This window comes from Chitinophaga arvensicola (genome assembly GCF_900110835.1).
Classification (GTDB): domain Bacteria; phylum Bacteroidota; class Bacteroidia; order Chitinophagales; family Chitinophagaceae; genus Chitinophaga; species Chitinophaga arvensicola.
On the sequence record NZ_FOJG01000001.1, the window covers coordinates 129,361 to 148,248 of the forward strand.

An 18,888-nucleotide genomic window follows, 5' to 3' on the forward strand; every position below is an offset into this window, starting at 1 on the left:
ATTGATTCTATTGATTTTATATGCAGATAAATTTTTCATATTTAATAAGGAGGCATCATTAAAGCAGTTTGTCCGGGCAGCTATACTATTTTTTGTACATTTAGCCAATCAACTGGGAGATGGATTTTTCTGCAACTACCGACGCCACACTCTGGGAAGCACTACAACAAGGCAGTCAACAAGCCTTTGCTGCTATTTATGATCGTTACTTTCAACGGTTATATGAGTATGGCATGCGCCTTCATCCTGATGAAGACCTGGTGAAAGACGCCATACAGGAGCTTTTCATTAAACTATGGACTAATAAAGAAACTCTCAGCACCAGTGTAAACCCGCGCCCATACCTGCTGGTGGCTTTGCGCAGCACTATTTATAACCGGCTGCGTCCACGAAAAAACACCGTGGTCATTTCTTTCGACCAGGAGCAGCACGATTTCCTGGCAAACTTCTCTGCAGAATCGGCGTATATAAAAAAGGAACAACTACAGGCACAACATCAGCAATTATTGCATGCACTCAACCAGCTCAATGCAAGACAAAAGGAAATACTGTACCTCCGCTTTTTTGAAGAACTTGACTACGACAGCATCGCTGCCATCATGAACCTCTCCGTGAAAGGCGCGTATAAACTCTCTGCCCGCGCCTTACAGAATATGCGGGATATCCTGCAGGTGTCTTCTGCGGTGCTCATTACGCTCCTCACCAATTTCCGCATGGAAATGATGAAATCATAAATTATTCCGGCTTCCGTAGGATTTGTCCGCCACCGTACTATTTTTACAGACTAAAATGAATGGATATGAGACATCTATGGCTAACTGCTGTTTGCTGCCTGCTGGTAAGCGCCCTGGCCGCACAGGTACCGTTGAAGGTAATGAGCTTCAACATCCGCTACAATAATCCGGATGATAGTTTAAATGCATGGCCACTGCGTAAAGACAAAGCCGCCTCCGAAATTCAGTTTCTCGGCGCACATACACTTGGTGTGCAGGAAGCACTGTACGACCAGATGCAGGACCTGCAACAACGGCTACCACAATATAAAAGCATTGGCGTAGGCAGAGACGATGGTAAAACCAAAGGAGAGTTTTCGGCCATATTTTACGATACCACCCGCCTGCAATTATTGAACAGTCAGACTTTCTGGTTATCTGAAACACCCACCGTAGCCGGGCATATCGGATGGGATGGCGCCTGCACACGCATCGTCACCTGGGGAAAATTCAAGGATAAAAAAACGAACAAAGTGTTTTATCATTTCAATACACACTTTGACCACATGGGCAAAATTGCCCGCAGGGAAAGTGCGAAGTTCCTGCTGCAACAGGTACATCAGATTGCCGGTCAGCAGCCCGCCATTATCACGGGCGATTTCAACGCCATACCAACCGATGAACCCATACAGATCATCATGAACCCTAATGATCCATTGCACTTAACAGATAGCAAAGCAATCAGTCAAACGCCACATTTCGGGCCCACCGGCACTTTCAACGGATGGAATATCGCAGAAGTGGATGATCAGCCGATCGACTATATTTTTCTGAAAGGAAAGTTCGACATCTTAAAACATGCCAGCATTTCTGAAACATGGGGAGGAAGATATGCTTCAGATCATTTTGCAGTATACGCTGAGATACAGCTAAAATAAAAAACGAATGACGGATCTGCGGAGAGAAACTTACCCCTAAGCCCTCCTCAAATCCGTCATCGCCATTGTCTTTTACAGATTAGTCGTGGGTATGTTCCACAGACATGCTGTTTTCCAATGCATCCACCACTTTATTATGGAGATTGCCATTGATGTCTACGCTGATCTGTAATTTACCATTTGCGAAAGAGCCGGTAAAGTCACCGATCTGCAGTTTGGTAAGAATCAGGTCCATGGAGATTTTCAGCGAACCTTTCCAATCGATCTTGGTATCTGTTACCACCACGTCTTTTCCTTTTGCCTGCAGTTCAATTTTACCGGAGAGCAGAATTTCAACGGGAATTTTTTTGCTGTCCCAGGTAATAAAGCCTTTCAGTCTTACTGCGGGATCCTTCTTATCGCCTTCTACACGGGCGTAAACTTTTACCTGCTGATAAGTACCTTTTGGAATTTTGATAGCACCCAATGCGGCGGGTACTTGTTTCAGATCTACCTGTCTGTCTGTTTTCAGTTTAAACTCCATTTCATCTTTGCCGCGTTTTGCATCGAAGCGGATTTCTCTTAAACGGGCGGTCGCAGTGTCCCAGGTGATGTCGAAACCACCAGACGCTGCTTTAGCCATAGCCGCATCTCCGGTGATAGCGGATAAGCGTCCTGAAGCATCAGGTGATAAAGTGGAGGTTGGATTGACTGCTGAGATTTCGTAATTCACACTCGCGGTTTGTGAATCGTCGATTGGTTGATTGGTATCTGGCTTCGCCATGTCCGTAGAACAGGAGGATAGCAAGATGCTCGCAATGCCTACAGCACCGCAGAATTGAAGGATTCCGGTTTTCATTATCGATATGGTTTTAAATGACTAATTGGGGAAATTCGTGTGGTAAATTTAACAAAGAATTTGGGAAAACAAATAGGTTCACTGTTAATTAAAAAAGAATGATCCGGTAGCACTGCGCGCCACCGGATCATTTTTTATGAGTCCGCTATTTCAGTAAAGCTTTTTCTATTCGTGTAGGCGTGTCCGTTCCATTCACAATGGTACCGGCGCTGATGGCAATCGCCTTAATAATATCTGTAATATTTTTCACATCCAAAGTCGACAGTTCATCTTTCACGGTGTGATAATACTGGTCTTTATCGATCTGGGTGGTAGAAATGGTATGTGCCGGAACTCCTTGTCTGGCGAGGGTGGCATTGTCTGACCGGTAAAAAAGATCCTGCTCCGGATAAGGGTCAGGGTGGAAGCTGAAGGTAGACCCTTTCAGGTTGCGTTGCAGGATAGGTCCGAAGTCGGAACGTTCAAAGCCGGTAATAAAGGCGCTGTTCTTTCCAAATTTGGATTCCTTACCGATCATCTCAATATTGAACATCGCCACTACTTTATCAGGATCCTGGTGCTCGGAGAAATAGCGGGAGCCATGACCGCCGGATTCCTCTGCGGTGAAAGCCACAAAAATCAGGGAGCGCACCGGTGGATGCTTTTTGAAATATTTCGACAGCATGATCACAGCGGTGGTACCGGAGGCATCATCATCTGCACCATTGGCGATGCTGTCGCCCGCCTGTGCAGGCAATATACCCAGGTGATCATAGTGCCCGGAAAACACCACATACTCATCCGGTTTGGCGCTGCCTTTGATCATACAGGCCACATTGGCAAAATGCTGTGTGTTTACTTCCCGGCGCACATGCAAACTCCAGGAGGCGGTATCCGGTACTGCCTGTTTTTCAAATACCAGGACAATCTGTTTTGCGGGAACAGGTGTTGCATCCAGTTCTTCCCGCGTATCATAACTACGTTCGGAAAACGAAGTGGAGATATGCATAATATATGGAGATAGTGAAGCGCTGATCCATACCAGTGTATTTTTCTCTACTGCACCGGGATTACGTAACAGCTTCATCAGCGTACCCGGATCTCCGATATGCAATACGTTATAACTGCTGTCTTTTTCCCAGTCAAAATTTTTGCCGGTCCCCACCGGCAACACGGGCCAGTCTTTCTCTTCCCCACTAACAGTCAGGGATACACTGGTAGTTTGCATACGGTATTTACCGAATTCCTGCAGGAAGTTTTTTTCACCAGGCAATGGCTGCAGACCAGCTTTGGCAAACTCTTTACTGATAAAGGCGGCGGCTTTCTCGATGCCGGGAGTGCCGGGATAGCGGCCCTGCATATCATCTGCAGCCAATGTGCCTACAATGCGTGCTACTTCTTTTTCTTTAATCTCCTGTGCATAGCCGGTCACAGAAAGGCTGCCGGCAGCCAGGAATAATAACAGTGATTTCTTCATATAAGCGGTTAATCCTTTTTGTTGTTTGCTTTAACGGATGGCATTTGCTCCGGGGCCTGCCTGAAATACATAGCGGTATATGCCTGGAGAATAGCGGAATAATCTGCACCAAACTGCAATGCTAGCATTTTCCCCTCAGGTGAAACTAACACTTTGGTAGGATACCCCCTTATTTTGTAGGATTTTTCTATTTCTCCATCAGAGTGAGCCGTTGCAAAAACATACTTGTTATCGGCCACAAAATCACGGGCTGTTTCCAGTGGCTCCAGACAGGAAACAGCCAGGATGGCGTTTCCCGGGTGCTGTCCCGCATTCATTTCCACGGCTAGTTTATTCAGATGCGGCAGATCAGCCCGGCAGGGACTGCACCAGGTACCCCAGAAATCCATCAGCAACCATTTTCCTTTATAATCGGCCAAACGGATCGTTTCTTTATTCATACCTGTTACGGTGAAATCGGGCGCTTGCTCCCATCCGTTCAACAATACCTCACGGAAGTACCGGGGAAATGATTTACCGGGAAAATGCGCTTCAAAATAGGCCTTTGTGCTATCAAGCATCTCCGGTTGCACCAGCAATTGTTTTGACAATACTTTCATCGCTTCTTCCGGCTGGCCCAATGCCTCCAGTTCCTGTGCCAACCGGCCGCTGTAAGTCTCTTTCGCCTGAAGCATGTGCTGATCCGTTCTGCTTTCAAACACTTTCTCCGCATTGGTTTTCGGGCTGCTGCCGGCAGCCAGTGCCAGGTAGTGCAGGGCTGCCTTTTTATCATGTGGCAAAGTGCGCTGGTATTGGAGAAACCAGGCATGTGCAAGCAGGTATTTATTGGCCAGCTTCCTCTTTTTCAACTCCGGGTGCACGCCCCAAAAGGTCGTGTCATTCAGGTTGGCATCCAGGTCTGATACGGTTTTAGCCAATAGGCTGTCTGCAGAGGCATTCATGCCGGCTTTGCGGAGAATACCTACAGTAAGTAATTCATACCTGGCAGCTTTCCCCCAGGTCATCTCTTCCGTGCTTACCTGCTGAAATGCAGCAGCGATTTTTTTTAGTATAGCCGTATCCGTTGTGTGCAGTGCTTTAGTCCACAGGAACATAGGTCTCACGGATGCCTGTATCAGGGAGTCTTTCTCCAGCATCAATCTTCTTAAAAGCTCCAGGTTATTGTCCGGTTCTTTCCGGCTGTCTGCCAGCATCTCCTCCAGAACGGCATCGCTGACACCTTGCTGCTTCAATAATTTCAAAGTAGCTGCCGTATCTATTACAATATCCTGTAATTGCGGAGCGAAGATATCGTCCAGCCAGTAATTGAGCGTCATTGGACTACCAGTCATAATTTTCGCTACAGCTACCATCGAATCTACGTTATCCAGGACGCCGAGTTGTAACTTATTAATCAGATGACTGGAATAGGGAGGCAATAAATTGGCAGGCACCTCCTTTAGTGCTTTTTGATATTGCAAACTCATAAATTCTGACCCGAAACCATACACGTCGAGCCGCGCCAGTTCAAAGGCTGCACGGTCGCCGTACCTTGGCATATTTTCAGCCAGGAAGGACATCACCCTGGCTGAATCAGGTTCTTTATTGATCCTAAGGTAACTGCTCGTGCGGCTCATGCGCACCAGCGTATGATAATAGGCGGTATCTGCTGCAGGGCCTTCTTCTTCTGGCGCCAGCACATTGACAAACCCTATTCTGGTACCTTTCTCCGATTTAAGCATCATCACATTTCCTGATTCATGGTACAGGAAATAGGTGACTTCTCCTTTATCGTCGGAACGGCCAACAATGGCGATTACTTCTTTCTGGCGCATTCCTACACGATACTGCCCGTGACTTGTTCTCCACATATACCCTGCCTTGAATTTTTCCGGGACGGCGGGAAAAAGATATTTCAACTCTACGGCCAACGCATTCCAGTTGGTGATCAGCAGCGATTTCATGTCTTCCTGCAAACCGAGGGAAGCAGCCACAGTATCGGCAATGGCTGCTGCGTTGGTGGGATTACCGATGCTGTCGTTAGGAAAAATCCGGAATGCCAGCGGGTGATGTAACAGGAGCATACAGCTCATGGATCCCAGGTCTGGTGTATAGGTAGCAGGATCTTTTGAATTGAGGAAAATGCCCGTTCTCTTCACTTTCGCGCTTTCCAGTATGCTTACTGCATCGGCGCTGCCATCGGGATTAACAGCGGTAATAGTGATGCGCATTACCTTATCGGTGATTTGCACATCTGTTGTTGATGTACTGTCTTTTACCTCCAGGTGATACCTCCAGGTATCATCTTTTTTAAATTTCAGCTGGGCGAAGGTTTTATAGGGGCTGCAACAAATGATGATCAGGGCAAGCAGCAACAGGCGCTTATGCATATAGGGTAATGATTTTGGTCTATTAAAATAATCATATAAACAAGAAGAAACAATAGCTGCCTGCTACCTTTGAATATTTGTGTATTTTTGGCCTATACAATTATGTCCAATCAGCCTTTAAGACCAGAAGAGAATAAGCTCAGCGCCGCTGAGAAAGAGTTCGAGAATAGCATCCGGCCCCGGGAGATCGTTGACTTTTCCGGCCAGGATCAAATTATCGAGAACCTGAAAATATTCATCAAAGCGGCCAAAATGCGTGGGGAAGCGCTGGATCACGTGCTGTTCCATGGTCCTCCGGGCCTTGGCAAAACGACACTGTCGCGCATTGTAGCCAATGAACTGGGCGTGAATATCCGGGAAACTTCCGGGCCGGTGATCGAAAAACCGGGCGATCTGGCCGGGTTGCTCACCAACCTGGAAGATAAAGATGTGTTGTTCATTGATGAAATTCACCGGCTGAGCACCGTAGTGGAAGAGTACCTGTATTCCGCGATGGAAGACTACCGTATCGATATTATGATTGATACAGGTCCCAGTGCCAGAGCCATCCAGATTAACCTGCTTCCGTTTACGCTGATCGGCGCTACTACGCGTTCCGGGTTGCTTACGGCTCCCCTGTTATCACGTTTCGGGATTAAGTCAAGACTGGAATACTATAACTCCGCTACCCTGTATAAGATCATCTGGCGTGCCGCCGGACTGCTGCATACAAAGATCACTTCCGATGCTGCCAATGAAATAGCCAGGCGTTCCCGTGGTACACCGCGTATCGCGAACGGATTGCTGCGCCGGGTGCGCGACTTTGCCCAGGTAGTAGGCAATGGCGTGATAGACATGGAAATAGCGCTGTTAAGCCTGAAAGCATTGAATGTAGATGAATATGGGCTGGACGAAATGGATAACCGTATCCTCAACGTCATCATAGAAAATTTTAAAGGAGGCCCGGTAGGTATCACTACCATTGCCACCGCAGTGGGAGAAGAAGCCGGTACGCTCGAAGAGGTATATGAGCCTTTCCTGATCCAGGAAGGATTTATCAAGCGTACTCCGAGAGGAAGGGAAGTAACCGAGAAAGCGTATGTTCATCTGGGGAAGACTTCCTACAGAGGCGGTTCCAACCTGTTGTTTTAACGGAGTATGCTATAAAAAAGCAGCGGAGATCATTACGATCTCCGCTGCTTTTTTATGTCAGATAAGTTTGGGCTGTTATTCTTTCACCACCAGTCTGAAGCCGTTACCGTGAATATTCACGATTTCGATATTGGCATCGTCTTTCAGGTACTTGCGCAGTTTCGCAATGTAAACGTCCATACTGCGGCCATTGAAGTAGGTATCGCTACCCCATATTTTTTTCAGGGCCAGTTCCCTTGGTAAGAGATCGTTTTTATGTTCACACAGCATGTGCAGTAACTCGTTTTCCTTTGGCGATAAGGTGTGCGTATCGCCACCATGCGCCAGCGTACGCAGGCGGGAGTTAAAGCTATAGGAGCCGATCACGAATTCGTGTACTTCTTCCTCCTTGCTGTTAAGTTCCTGGTTACGTTTCAGGATGGCTTTGATTTTCAGCAGCAGCAGTTCGCTGTCGAAAGGCTTGGAGATGTAATCGTCTGCACCGAGTTTATACCCCTGGATGATATCTTCCTTCATGGTTTTGGCAGAGAGGAAGAACAGTGGAATATCGGGGTCTACGTCCCTGATTTCTTCTGCCAGTTTAAATCCGTCCATATTGGGCATCATAATGTCCAGCAGACAGATGTCAAATTTTTCGCGGCGGAAGGCTGCCAGGGCCAGGATACCATCGCGGCATAATTCCACATCATAGTCGTTCAGCTCCAGGTAGTTTTTAAGTACCATACCAAGATTGGTATCATCTTCTGCCAGTAATATTTTCGGTTTACGTTCTTCCATAATCATAAAAGATTGATTATAACAAATATAAAGTTTTCTGAGGCACGAAAGGTCGGTAAAATTTGGGCGCCAGCCCTGAAATAAATTGTTAAAACTAGGGCAATGGGGGCGGCGATAGCCGCATTACTTCTTACTTAACAGCGAAGTGAAGGGGTAACGGAGGTTACTGTAATTGACCATGTCTACCACAATATTCCCTACGGAGATGGGGCTTTCGATCCTCAACGGCACTTTGTTGGCATCGTCGCTGACCCATACGGTCATCTTTTCCCCGCCTTCAAAGATAGTCCCCTTAATGAGGAGGGGCTTGAATTTGATAGCCCTGAACTTGCCGAATTTGGTGTTAATTTCTTCCTTGCCCATATACCGGATGTAGATGTTGTATACCTGGTCGTCCAGGAACATGGCAAAAGGTATTTTATCTCCGGAGTTGTATTTGTTGAAGTCGATGTTACGGGCATAATAGATAGCGCTGATCACATCCTGTACACAGGGAGGCACGGTAAAGGTACCATTGGTACTGATGGCCTGATGACCCGCCTGGTTAAAGATCACGTTGTTATAGATCTTATAGCCGCCTTCATTTACATTACGGATAAACTTGAGAGGTTGAAGGGTGGCAGTATCTATGTAGCTTTCGTATTTATCGCGTACTTTAAAGATCCAGTCGTATGCCCTGTAAGTTTTGCCATCGCCTACCACATGATAAACATCGCGGTTGGCGAATCGTTCGAGGCCTACATTAAATGTAGCTTCCCCGGCGCCAACATACATTTTGCCGAGGTTGTAGAATACTTTCAGGGTAATGCTTTCGCCGGTATTGAAACTGGAGTTACGGATGGAGCAGAAATCGGCTTGCGCTTCAACGGGTTGAATACAGGAAAGTCCTAAAATTATGAGTAGCAAATACTTCATTGATGGAAGCTATTTTTCCTTAAAAATTTTTACTCCTAACAACAGCACACTTCCTAAAACGGCCGGTATTACCAGGTTTATCAGCCATATACCTACAGTGGCAGCTATGATAGCCATTGTATTGGAGCTAAGCAACCCAAGAAAAAAGATACTTACTTTTCCCCGAACACCCAGTTCTGCAATAGCAATGGTGGGTACGCCAGCCATTACGAGATAGATGACACTGTTTAGTAAAAAGGCCTGCCACCACAGAAATTCCATGCCAAGTGCGTCCAACAAAATCAAATACTGTGCCGAGAAGACGATGTACCGGAGGGCTGAAAGCAGCAACAGGTAACGTAAATCGCCGGATGAGTATTTAACGATGATCTGCACAAATACCTTCGCTTTACGAAGGAACGGTATCTTTTCAAATACAGACAGAATTATTTGTAACCGAAAATATAACAATATCGTCAGGCCACAAATTACTATACCGGCAATCAGCAGTATTTTCTGCCAGACAGAAGGGGTGAGAAACGCGCTTTCTTTTGCCAGCGCGTAGTTGTTGATATAATAGAGCAAACCAATTAACCCAAAAATAATAGTGACGATCAGCTGGCTGAAGCTCCCTACAATAGTCGCCGCAATGGCTTTCAGCTTGTTATGGTTTTTCAGGTAAAGGATGCGTCCACCGTATTCGCCTACACGATTTGGGGTGTTGATGGAGAGCGATACACCGGAAAGGATGGCACTGAATGACCGCAGAAAAGATACTTCTTCCAATGGTTTCACCAGTTTCTGCCACTTCCGGGCTTCCAGTCCCCAGTTAAAAAGCATCAGTACCATAACGAGGAAGATGCCCACCCAGCCTTTCTCCTGAAGGGTACCCCACATGTGTTGTACCGACTCCTGCAGATTGTCGCGATGGATCAACTGTGAGTAAATAGAGTATGCCAGCCATGTAAAAAGCCCCGCCCCTAGTAAGTAATTGAGAATTATTTTGGTACTTTTGTTCAGATAGTCAAATTTTGGCAAAAATAAACTGTGGTTGGCAAACAAGTCAAAAATAATTCTCGGCATTGACCCCGGTACCCTCGTAATGGGCTATGGGCTTATACTTATCGAAGGAAAAAAAGCCAGTCTCCTGGAGATGGATGTCCTGAAGCTATCCAAATTGAAAGACCACTACGACAGACTACAGCTGATTCACTGCAGGGTGCAGGAACTCATTCAGCAGCATAAGCCCACCAGTTTTGCTATTGAAGCGCCCTTTTTTGGTAAGAACGTACAGAGTATGCTGAAGCTGGGCCGCGCCCAGGGAGTGGCCATTGCAGCCGCTATACAGGGAGGTCTGGCAGTAACGGAATATTCCCCGAAAAAAGTAAAACAATCTGTTACGGGTAATGGTAATGCAGACAAAGAGCAGGTATGGCTGATGCTGCAACGCATACTCAGTATAGCTGAACGTCCTGATTACCTTGATGCTACAGATGCCCTTGCTGTGGCAGTGTGTCACTTTTACCAGGAAAGTAATCCGCTTGCGGGAATCAGTAAGGCAAAAGGCTGGGACAAGTTCCTACAGCAGCACCCCGACAGGATTTCCAGATAAAAAATACCGGACACAAAGGTTATTTTATAAATCCGTAAATTGTAGTTACTTTGGTTGAAATTCAACAACCCATTTAAAAAGCTAACGGCTATATGTCCGTACAAAGGCTAACTATGAAAAGTGACCATCATTTGTTATACAGGACATGTATAACAAGCTTTTTTATATTAATCAGCATCAGGCAGATATGAAAGCAAGAATCCTATTGGTGGAAGATGATCAAAATATTGGTGCGGTTACGAAGAAACGATTGGAAGAAGCGGGCTATGATGTAGTGCACAGTATAGACGGCCAGGCAGCGTGGGAGCAGTTCCAGTTACGCTCATTCGATATCTGCTTACTGGACGTGGTAATGCCCAAAAAAGACGGCCTACAACTCGCACAACAGATCCGCGAACTCAATGACCACGTTCCTATATTATTCCTCACTTCTAAAAATGAAAAAGAAGACCGGATAGCCGGACTCCGAACCGGTGCAGACGATTACATCAGCAAACCTTTCAGCATGCAGGAACTCATCCTGCGCATTGAAGTTTTCCTGAAACGCACCATGAGTCGCGGGAAAGATAAGTCAAACCTGTTCACCATCGGACAGCTGACCTTCGATTATGAAGACCTTCGTCTCTATACTTCCAATGGCGACGTATCTATCTCTGTTACCCAAAAAGAAGCAGACCTCCTGAAATATTTCTGTAATAATCCCAATAAAACACTGAAAAGAGAAGACATCCTTTCCAATGTATGGGGGAAAGATGACTATTTCCTCGGACGCAGCATGGATGTATTCATTACCAAGCTGCGGAAACACTTCAAATCAGATCCGCAAATCAAACTGGAAACAGTACATGGCGTAGGATTCCGGTTTAACATCCCTTCGAAGTAGCGATTACAATGCAGCAACAATCTCCGCCTGTATTGCTTTAAACTCTTCTACAGACAGCTTTAGCTTACTGCGGGAAAAATTCATATCATCTGCCGAGTTAATCGGGATCAGATGCATATGTGCGTGCGGCACTTCCAGCCCCACCACACTAACGCCTATACGATTACATGGAATAACTTTTTCTATCGCCTGCGCTATCGGCTTGGCAAACAACAGCCACTCCTGCAGCAGGTTGTCTGCTACATCAAAAAATTTATCTGTTTCATTTTTACAGATAACCAGGGTATGCCCTTTTACCAGCGGGAAAATATCCAGGAAAGCATAAAAATGTTCGTTCTCCGCTATCTTATAGCTCGGAATCTCACCATTGATAATTTTCGTGAAGATGGTCATAGTATGTGGTTCTTAATAGCAAGATAAAAAATAAAAAAGGGTTGCAACTCAATGCAACCCTGCAAATATCATTAAAAAGTGCCAGCGGCCCTTACGCAGTTATATTGTCAATCTTGAATTTGATCTGTCCGTTAGGCGCCTGCACCTCTGCTACCTCGCCTACTGCCTTACCCAGCAACCCTTTACCGATCGGGGAAGTCACCGATATTTTGCCCGCCTTCAGATCCGCTTCTGTTTCAGAAACAATCTGATAGGTAACCGTCTTCTTATTCGCTACATTCGTAATAGTTACCTTACAAAGGATGGATACTTTAGAAGTATCAATAGCATCTGCACTCACAATACGGGAAACCGCAATCGCATTTTCCAGTATGGCAATCTTCGCTTCATGTAACCCCTGCGCTTCTTTGGCGGCATCATATTCGGCATTTTCCTTTAAGTCACCCTTTTCCCTGGCTTCTGAAATAGCACGCGCAATCTCTGCCCTTCCTTTCGTTTTAAGTAAGGTCAGCTCGTTCATCATTTGATCAAGGGTTTCTTTCGTAACGTAATTTATGCCAGACATAACCTGTTGTGTTTTTTTGGTTATAAGAAAAAAAAATCAACGCCTCCATTTGCACGGAAGCGTTGTTTACTGGTATTATCGCAAATATAGTGAAATTTGTATAAAGAAAAAACACCCTTATTTCGGGGGTAAATAAATTGATAATCAATCATTTACCCCCGAAACACGTCCCTGATGGGATCCGTTTAAAGAATATTTAATTTCTCTAATACAATCCTCGCCATCTTGATGCTGGCCTGATGAGAGTACCCTGCAATATGCGGGGTTACCACTACATTATCAGCCTTCAGCAACCAGGCCAGTTGTTCTTTTTCTTCTTCGTTATAACTAGCTAACTTTTCATTCTCCAGCACATCCAGGCAGGCACCCGCCAATACACCACTATCCAACGCTGCAATCAGGTCCCGGTTATTCACCAGCTTGCCCCTCGCCACATTCATAAACCACACCGGCCGCGCGAAAGACGCAAAGAAAGCGCTGCTGCCCAGGTGTTTCGTTTCCGCCGTCAGCGGCAGGTGTAAACTCACCACATCCGCTTCTCTGAAAATCTCTTCCATCGTGGATTCTTTCACTGCATCAGTGCCAAAACCCGTTTTATATTTATCGTACGCCAGGATATTAACGTCGAACCCCTGCAGCTTATGCGCAAAGGTGCTACCCGTATTACCATAGCCGATAATAGCCACTGTTTTGCCATTCAGCTCGTATCCACGGTTACCGTCCCGCTCCCAGATGCCTTGTCTCAGCTCCAGGCTGCTCTTCAGCACATTGTTCAACAGGCACAGCAACATACCCACGGCCTGCTCTCCCACTGCATCCCGGTTACCTTCCGGACTGCTTACACAACGGATGCCCTTACTCTCTGCATAAGGCACATCTATCAGCTCCATTCCGGAACCCAGGCGGCCAATCCATTGCAGTTGTTTCGCCTGGTCAATCAGGCGCTTGTCCACATGGATCCTGGTGGTCACAATGAGTCCGGTACAATCCCCGATCTCACGATATACTTCATCATAGGTAACAGCTGGCAGGTACGTCACTTCATAACCTTTGCTTTCCAACTGTTCCACTAAATACGGATGTGTTTTTGCCGTAACTAATACTTTCCTGCTCATATCATCTTATGGGATAATGCTGCAAAATCAGCCACACTCAACTCTTCAGCTCTTTTTGTAAAGATGGGATCCTGCGCAAGCAGTTCCTTGTCGAACATCGTCTTCAGCGGATTACGCAATTGCTTGCGCCGCTGTCCGAAGGCGGTTTTCACCAGTACAAAAAATTTGCGCTCAGAGGCAATATCTACGGGGTGTTCCAGCCGGGTGAGGCGGATCACGGCAGATTTCACTTTGGGCGGCGGATTGAAGCAGTTTTCATGTACTTCAAACAAATATTCGATCTTATAATAGGCCTGCAGCAATACGCTGAGGATACCATATTCCTTGTTGCCATGCGGGGCTGCAATACGCTGCGCCACTTCCTTCTGGAACATTCCTACTACCACATCCACCTGCTGGCGCCAGTCGAGCACCTTAAACATGATCTGGGTAGAAATATTATAGGGAAAATTGCCGATCAGGCGGAAAGGCCCTTCAAAAGGGAGTGCCGCATCGAGGATGCTCTCATTGATCAGCTTACCCTGAATAGCCGGGTAGGTCTTTTCAAGAAACTGCACCTTTTCAGTATCCAGCTCTATCGCCTTAAATTGAATGCCTGGCAACTGCAACAGGTATTTCGTGATGGCGCCCCCGCCGGGACCCACCTCCAGCACTTGCTGGCCTTCGTTTACAGGTATCGACTCCACAATTTTCCTGGAGATGTTTTCATCTGTCAGGAAATGCTGGCCGAGTGATTTTTTTAGTGTATACATTGTGAAGCGCAAATATACGCTTTTACCTTTTAGCCATGCGCTTTTAGGAATGCTCCCCTGCCCCGGACCTAAAAGCTGAAAGCAAACCACTAAATACTTTATATTTGCCTTTCATTGAGGCAATTCAGCATGAGTACTACCCAGATCAACAAACCGGTAATCGGCATCACCATAGGTGATATCAACAGTATTGGCGCAGAAATTATCATCAAAACGTTTATGGACACACGTATGATGGAATTTTGCACGCCGGTGATTTTTGCATCCAACAAAACCATCAACTTTTACCGGAAGCTGATGAATGAAAACAACTTCAACTACCAGAGCATCAAAGACTTCACCCGCCTTAATCATAAGCAGGTGAACGTTTACAATTGCTGGGAAGAAGAAGTACAGATCACTCCCGGAGTACTGAATGAAACCGGCGGTAAATACGCTGCCCGGGCACTGGAAGTAGCCATTAAATGCCTGAAAGACGGGTATATCACCGGTCTGGTGACTGCCCCCATCCATAAAAACAATATCCAGAGCGCTAATTTCAATTATACCGGTCATACCCCTTATCTGAGAGATTCCTTCAATGCCAAAGATGTACTGATGTTTATGACTGCCGATAACATGCGCGTAGGTCTGCTCACAGAACATGTGCCCCTGGCAGATGTAGCAAAATATGTGACCAAGGATAATATCCTCGGTAAACTGCACATGATGAGAGATAGCTTAGTGAAGGACTTTGGTATCGACCAGCCACGTATCGCTGTATTGGGTCTCAATCCACATGCAGGCGATGAAGGCCTGATCGGCCGCGAAGAAATTGAACAGATCGCACCCGCCATCAGACATGCCAAAGGCAATGGTATCCTCTGCTTTGGTCCTTACAGCGCAGATGCCTTCTTTGCCCGTGAAATGTTTAAACAATTCGACGGCGTACTCGCCATGTATCATGATCAGGGCCTGATCCCCTTTAAATCACTGGCCAGCGGCAACGGTATTAACTATACCGCCGGACTGGGCATCGTACGCACCTCTCCCGACCATGGCACCGCATTCGATATTGCCGGTAAAAATGTGGCTGATCCTGATTCTTTCAGACAAGCCATCTTTACCTGTCTCGAAATACTCGAACAACGGGAACGCTATGCCGATAACACCCGGAACCCATTAAAGAAAACAGAACTGGCGTCGGAATAGCCTTATGGCTTGCCGGCTTTCAGGTATGATTGTATCGAAGTAACGTAATTCTCAAAGGCTTTTTTGCCGGTAGGGGTTATTTTGCAGATGGTTTGCGGATAGTTTTCCTTGAACTGTTTCACTACGGATATATATTCCGCGTCCCGGAGTTTATTGATCTGTACACTCAGATTACCAGCGGTAGCATTTGTTTTCTCCTTCAGCAGCGTAAATTCTGCTTCCTCTTCACTGATCAATACTGACATAACAGCCAACCTCAACTGTGAATGTAATACCGGATCCAGATCTTTAAAGTCCATGGGCTTGATTTTCGTATAACGCTATTGATATTTAGCTATTCTGTTTCTATGATTTAATAACCAGGGAAACAAAATAACTAAATATCTGAATAATATAACTATCTGATTATTTCTGACTTGCCTGCAGCATCATGCGGGTATACCCTTCACCCCAATGAGGCGCAATGGTACTTTCCGGCTTAAAGGCTGCAAACTTTGCAAGTGCCAGTTCAAGTGTAGTTTTTGCCTGCGACTTGCTACCACCGAACTGCTCCGGCGTATACAATAATGATTGTCCCTGTAACATGTAAACGCGCGGATTCTCCGGGTTCAATGCCTTCGCCTGTTGCAGCTGTGCAGCAGCATCTGCGCCGTACTTCTGACCACGGGTCATCGGATCTACCGTTAACCTGGCAGTAGCAATCAATGATCGGATGCAGGCTATTTCTGAATTCTTCGGGCTCAACGCTTCTGCCTTGTCCAGGTTGGCTTCCGACCTGTCGGCAATCGGGTCTACCTGGCTCTTATCTTTCAGCATCAGCGCCTGCATCACCTGTGTGTAGGCAGCATAATAGTAAGGCAGCCATTGGCTTTTCTCTGCGTCTGCAATGCGTTCAAATGTATTCCCTTTCTGTTGCAGCGCATCCGGGTTGAAGGTGCTGCTGCTGTCCAGGTCGGAAGTTTGTTTGGTCATAGCGTCCGTGTACTGGGCACTCTGCGCCATGGCTGCGGTAGCCATTGTACCGGTTAATAAAAAGGCAAGAAAGAAACGTTTCATATTTATTGTGATTAGAGGTTATTAATAACATCCTGTCTTCTGTCGATACCAAAGTTCATGAACATACCCAGGTAAATAAATCTCGGTACATTCGGTACCACCTCATCCCTGCGTAAGCCATCCGTAGAATAGTGATAGCCAAATACCTGTTTATTTCCCAACGCATTGCTTACTGACAACACAAAGATGGTAAACGCTTTACGGATACTGGTCAGGTAACTGGCGCTCACACCTACCGCATTGTAAGTGATGGTACGGTCGCTCATAAATTTATCAGCAGGCTGATTTGGATTATAGTAAGGACGACCGGAGGCAAAGGAATATGTTAAGCCGAGATTGGTGGTGATCTTTGGCAGATAGTGCTTGTAAACGATGCTGGCCGTATGATTGGCAGCAAAGTCCGGTTGCACCCGGTAGGGATAATTCAGGTAATCGCGTTTGGTATCCAGGTAAGAGTAGGAAATCCAATAGTCCACGTTCTTAAAGGTTTTCCGGTCGCGCCAGAATAATTCCACTCCCTGCGCATAGCCATCACCGTTATTGTTATAATAAGGCACCGTCTTTACCAGGTCTTTATACTTCTTGTAAAACAGTTCTGTACGGAACGTATAATCGGCGGCTACCCGTTGATAGCTGACGATGTAGTGCGTGGCTTTCATATAGCCCAGGTTGCGGTCGAAACGGATATACTGCGGCTCCGGCTTCTGATAATAATCGCCATAGGCCACGGAAAACTGGCTGTAGTTGTTCAACTTATACGCCAGGGATACCCGGGGTGCAAAGTCCATTTTTGCCAACACAGAACTGTATTCCGCGCGGCCTCCTACCCTTCCTACAAAGCTGGGTGTAAAGTAAATATCGCCTTCTGCAAAAGCGGCGGTATAGTTATCTGAATAGTTGGCTTTATTCTGATTAAAAGCAGATTTCTCTTCCACATACTGATACTCTCCGCCTAAGCGCAATACGGAAAAGCGACCCAGGTTTTTATAAAACATCACCCGGCTCTGGCTCAGATTGGAAGTCACTTTAATCAGGCTGGGCGCGGGATTCTTTAGTAATGTATCTGCATCAATGTTATCGGTATTGGAACTGAAAGATGCGCCGAGGTACAGGTGCCAGTCGTGCCCTATATTTTCCCGGTAAGTCAGGTTCGTGTATACGTTATTGTTACGCAGTTTAAATGACTCTGTATATCCCGGATATTCCAGGCTGTTGGAGTTAAAGCCCATCTTTGTCCAGTTGCCATAGCCGTAAAATTTGAGCATACCGGTACGGGAAGTTTTATGGCGGAAATTGGCGGAAGTTCCAATGATTTCTGGTCCCAGGTTAGGCGAATTCTTTGGCTTCACGATATTAAAATAAGGAGCCAGGTTCGTATAGTCGGCCTCGATACCATAGGACGTTTTCTTATCCTTGGAAAGATTGTCTACGCCTGCGTTTACACCTATTACAGATACCCCCACAGAAGAAGAAGATCTTTCTGGCAGGTCAATGGATTCCAGGATGAGTGCAGACGATAGTCCTTGTCCGTATTGGGCGGAATAGCCACCGCTGCTGAAAGTGGTTCCTTTAAACAGGAACGGGGAGAAGCGGCCGCGTCCCGGGATATCCGGCAGGCTGCTATAGAAAGGATTCCTTACAAGCATCCCATCGATCAGGGTTTGTGTTTCGTAGCCGGTGCCGCCGCGTACAAACAGGCCTTCGCGGTCGTTGGTTTGTTGGGCGCCGGGTAAGGTTTTGATGGCGTTGGCAATATCTGCTCCGGCGCCAGCAGTGGTAACGATATCGAGCGGTTTAAGTACCGTTCCTTTTTTATCATCGCTGGCTTCAAAGCTGCCGGCGGAAATGGTGACTACCCGCAGTGCATTCACTGCGTTTTTCAGTACGATGTTGAGCTGTTCGCCGGAGCCGGTGTTGATCTTCAGTTCCAGTGGCTGGTAGTTGGTCAGTGTAGCGGATAACACCTGGTCGCCGGTGGCGCTGGTGGTAAAAGAAAAGGAACCATCTGCGGTAGTGGTAGCTCCATCGTAGGAGCCTTTCAGGGCGATATTTACACCGGGTAAAGGATGCTTTTTGGAATCCGTTACTTTTCCACTGATTTTACTCTGTGCCAGGGAGAATAACGGGGTGAACATTAAAAGACATAGATAGCGGCTGATGCTGGACATATAAGGGGATTAATTGACAGAACAAACCTAAACTAGT

At 46.4% G+C, this 18,888-nt stretch carries 19 protein-coding genes; 6 read left to right on the plus strand and 13 right to left on the minus strand.

Going from position 1 to position 18,888, the window contains the following annotated elements; genetic code table 11:
• Positions 1–119 precede the first annotated feature (119 nt).
• Together BMW79_RS00570 and BMW79_RS00575 are read left to right on the plus strand one after the other, a co-directional pair.
• Complete coding sequence (locus BMW79_RS00570) at positions 120–734, plus strand: RNA polymerase sigma factor (protein ID WP_089889133.1); 615 nt, start codon at positions 120–122, stop codon at positions 732–734.
• Between the two features lie 65 nt (positions 735–799).
• Positions 800–1,651: an endonuclease/exonuclease/phosphatase family protein gene (locus tag BMW79_RS00575; protein WP_177191999.1), complete on the plus strand. Its 852-nt coding sequence runs from the start codon at positions 800–802 to the stop codon at positions 1,649–1,651.
• Between the two features lie 79 nt (positions 1,652–1,730).
• Here the strand turns inward: BMW79_RS00575 and BMW79_RS00580 are convergent, their stop codons facing one another.
• The 3 genes from BMW79_RS00580 to BMW79_RS00590 form a co-directional block, all read right to left on the minus strand.
• Positions 1,731–2,489 carry a hypothetical protein gene (locus tag BMW79_RS00580; protein ID WP_089889139.1) on the minus strand — a complete coding sequence of 253 codons (759 nt, stop codon included), beginning with the start codon at positions 2,487–2,489 and terminating at the stop codon, positions 1,731–1,733.
• A 145-nt stretch (positions 2,490–2,634) separates the two neighbouring features.
• Positions 2,635–3,945 (minus strand): M20/M25/M40 family metallo-hydrolase, encoded by a 1,311-nt coding sequence (locus BMW79_RS00585; RefSeq protein WP_089889141.1) that lies wholly within the window; start codon positions 3,943–3,945, stop codon positions 2,635–2,637.
• A gap of 8 nt (positions 3,946–3,953) precedes the next feature.
• Entirely contained in the window at positions 3,954–6,314 is a 2,361-nt protein-coding gene (locus BMW79_RS00590; RefSeq protein WP_089889144.1) for a TlpA family protein disulfide reductase, read from the minus strand.
• Positions 6,315–6,401: 87 nt separating this feature from the next.
• On the opposite strand from BMW79_RS00590, the gene ruvB reads away from it, so the two are divergent.
• Complete coding sequence (gene ruvB / locus BMW79_RS00595) at positions 6,402–7,445, plus strand: Holliday junction branch migration DNA helicase RuvB (protein ID WP_317042863.1); 1,044 nt, start codon at positions 6,402–6,404, stop codon at positions 7,443–7,445.
• A 75-nt stretch (positions 7,446–7,520) separates the two neighbouring features.
• Here ruvB and BMW79_RS00600 read toward each other — a convergent pair whose 3' ends face one another.
• The 3 genes from BMW79_RS00600 to BMW79_RS00610 form a co-directional block, all read right to left on the minus strand.
• Positions 7,521–8,222: a response regulator transcription factor gene (locus tag BMW79_RS00600; protein WP_089896729.1), complete on the minus strand. Its 702-nt coding sequence runs from the start codon at positions 8,220–8,222 to the stop codon at positions 7,521–7,523.
• Positions 8,223–8,345: 123 nt separating this feature from the next.
• On the minus strand, positions 8,346–9,137 hold the full coding sequence (locus BMW79_RS00605; protein WP_089889147.1) for a DUF3108 domain-containing protein: 792 nt from the start codon (positions 9,135–9,137) through the stop codon (positions 8,346–8,348).
• Between the two features lie 9 nt (positions 9,138–9,146).
• On the minus strand, positions 9,147–10,154 hold the full coding sequence (locus BMW79_RS00610; protein ID WP_177192000.1) for a lysylphosphatidylglycerol synthase domain-containing protein: 1,008 nt from the start codon (positions 10,152–10,154) through the stop codon (positions 9,147–9,149).
• 13 nt (positions 10,155–10,167) lie between these two features.
• Between BMW79_RS00610 and ruvC the strand changes: the two genes are divergently transcribed.
• Positions 10,168–10,728 (plus strand): crossover junction endodeoxyribonuclease RuvC, encoded by a 561-nt coding sequence (ruvC, locus tag BMW79_RS00615; protein ID WP_089889152.1) that lies wholly within the window; start codon positions 10,168–10,170, stop codon positions 10,726–10,728.
• A 187-nt stretch (positions 10,729–10,915) separates the two neighbouring features.
• Positions 10,916–11,611 (plus strand): response regulator transcription factor, encoded by a 696-nt coding sequence (locus BMW79_RS00620; protein WP_089896730.1) that lies wholly within the window; start codon positions 10,916–10,918, stop codon positions 11,609–11,611.
• Positions 11,612–11,614: 3 nt separating this feature from the next.
• Here the strand turns inward: BMW79_RS00620 and BMW79_RS00625 are convergent, their stop codons facing one another.
• The 4 genes from BMW79_RS00625 to rsmA all read right to left on the minus strand — a co-directional run bounded on the left by BMW79_RS00625 (position 11,615) and on the right by rsmA (position 14,436).
• Positions 11,615–12,004 carry an HIT family protein gene (locus BMW79_RS00625; protein WP_089889154.1) on the minus strand — a complete coding sequence of 130 codons (390 nt, stop codon included), beginning with the start codon at positions 12,002–12,004 and terminating at the stop codon, positions 11,615–11,617.
• 91 nt (positions 12,005–12,095) lie between these two features.
• Entirely contained in the window at positions 12,096–12,569 is a 474-nt protein-coding gene (gene greA, locus BMW79_RS00630; protein WP_089889157.1) for a transcription elongation factor GreA, read from the minus strand.
• A gap of 185 nt (positions 12,570–12,754) precedes the next feature.
• Positions 12,755–13,684 carry an NAD(P)-dependent oxidoreductase gene (locus tag BMW79_RS00635; protein WP_089889160.1) on the minus strand — a complete coding sequence of 310 codons (930 nt, stop codon included), beginning with the start codon at positions 13,682–13,684 and terminating at the stop codon, positions 12,755–12,757.
• Positions 13,681–14,436 carry a 16S rRNA (adenine(1518)-N(6)/adenine(1519)-N(6))-dimethyltransferase RsmA gene (rsmA, locus tag BMW79_RS00640; protein ID WP_089889163.1) on the minus strand — a complete coding sequence of 252 codons (756 nt, stop codon included), beginning with the start codon at positions 14,434–14,436 and terminating at the stop codon, positions 13,681–13,683. Before rsmA ends, BMW79_RS00635 begins: the two co-directional genes overlap by 4 nt.
• A gap of 114 nt (positions 14,437–14,550) precedes the next feature.
• On the opposite strand from rsmA, the gene pdxA reads away from it, so the two are divergent.
• Positions 14,551–15,627, plus strand: coding sequence for a 4-hydroxythreonine-4-phosphate dehydrogenase PdxA (gene pdxA / locus BMW79_RS00645; RefSeq protein ID WP_245752340.1), 1,077 nt, complete (start codon positions 14,551–14,553; stop codon positions 15,625–15,627).
• 2 nt (positions 15,628–15,629) lie between these two features.
• On the opposite strand, the gene BMW79_RS00650 is transcribed toward pdxA, so the two are convergent.
• The 3 genes from BMW79_RS00650 to BMW79_RS00660 all read right to left on the minus strand — a co-directional run bounded on the left by BMW79_RS00650 (position 15,630) and on the right by BMW79_RS00660 (position 18,851).
• Positions 15,630–15,926: a winged helix-turn-helix domain-containing protein gene (locus BMW79_RS00650; RefSeq protein ID WP_089889170.1), complete on the minus strand. Its 297-nt coding sequence runs from the start codon at positions 15,924–15,926 to the stop codon at positions 15,630–15,632.
• Positions 15,927–16,032: 106 nt separating this feature from the next.
• Positions 16,033–16,683 (minus strand): hypothetical protein, encoded by a 651-nt coding sequence (locus BMW79_RS00655; protein ID WP_089889173.1) that lies wholly within the window; start codon positions 16,681–16,683, stop codon positions 16,033–16,035.
• Between the two features lie 11 nt (positions 16,684–16,694).
• Complete coding sequence (locus tag BMW79_RS00660; protein WP_089889176.1) at positions 16,695–18,851, minus strand: TonB-dependent receptor; 2,157 nt, start codon at positions 18,849–18,851, stop codon at positions 16,695–16,697.
• Positions 18,852–18,888 lie beyond the last annotated feature (37 nt).

Excerpts from the sequence above, each read along its gene's own strand:
- BMW79_RS00635 (WP_089889160.1), bottom strand. The coding sequence starts at position 13,684 with ATGAGCAGGAAAGTATTAGTTACGGCAAAAACACATCCGTATTTAGTG.
- BMW79_RS00600 (WP_089896729.1), bottom strand. The coding sequence starts at position 8,222 with ATGGAAGAACGTAAACCGAAAATATTACTGGCAGAAGATGATACCAAT.
- BMW79_RS00605 (WP_089889147.1), bottom strand. The coding sequence starts at position 9,137 with ATGAAGTATTTGCTACTCATAATTTTAGGACTTTCCTGTATTCAACCC.
- rsmA (WP_089889163.1), bottom strand. The coding sequence starts at position 14,436 with ATGTATACACTAAAAAAATCACTCGGCCAGCATTTCCTGACAGATGAA.
- BMW79_RS00625 (WP_089889154.1), bottom strand. The coding sequence starts at position 12,004 with ATGACCATCTTCACGAAAATTATCAATGGTGAGATTCCGAGCTATAAG.
- BMW79_RS00655 (WP_089889173.1), bottom strand. The coding sequence starts at position 16,683 with ATGAAACGTTTCTTTCTTGCCTTTTTATTAACCGGTACAATGGCTACC.
- BMW79_RS00580 (WP_089889139.1), bottom strand. The coding sequence starts at position 2,489 with ATGAAAACCGGAATCCTTCAATTCTGCGGTGCTGTAGGCATTGCGAGC.
- BMW79_RS00575 (WP_177191999.1), top strand. The coding sequence starts at position 800 with ATGAGACATCTATGGCTAACTGCTGTTTGCTGCCTGCTGGTAAGCGCC.
- BMW79_RS00620 (WP_089896730.1), top strand. The coding sequence starts at position 10,916 with ATGAAAGCAAGAATCCTATTGGTGGAAGATGATCAAAATATTGGTGCG.
- BMW79_RS00585 (WP_089889141.1), bottom strand. The coding sequence starts at position 3,945 with ATGAAGAAATCACTGTTATTATTCCTGGCTGCCGGCAGCCTTTCTGTG.
- BMW79_RS00650 (WP_089889170.1), bottom strand. The coding sequence starts at position 15,926 with ATGGACTTTAAAGATCTGGATCCGGTATTACATTCACAGTTGAGGTTG.
- BMW79_RS00590 (WP_089889144.1), bottom strand. The coding sequence starts at position 6,314 with ATGCATAAGCGCCTGTTGCTGCTTGCCCTGATCATCATTTGTTGCAGC.
- BMW79_RS00660 (WP_089889176.1), bottom strand. The coding sequence starts at position 18,851 with ATGTCCAGCATCAGCCGCTATCTATGTCTTTTAATGTTCACCCCGTTA.
- BMW79_RS00570 (WP_089889133.1), top strand. The coding sequence starts at position 120 with ATGGATTTTTCTGCAACTACCGACGCCACACTCTGGGAAGCACTACAA.
- greA (WP_089889157.1), bottom strand. The coding sequence starts at position 12,569 with ATGTCTGGCATAAATTACGTTACGAAAGAAACCCTTGATCAAATGATG.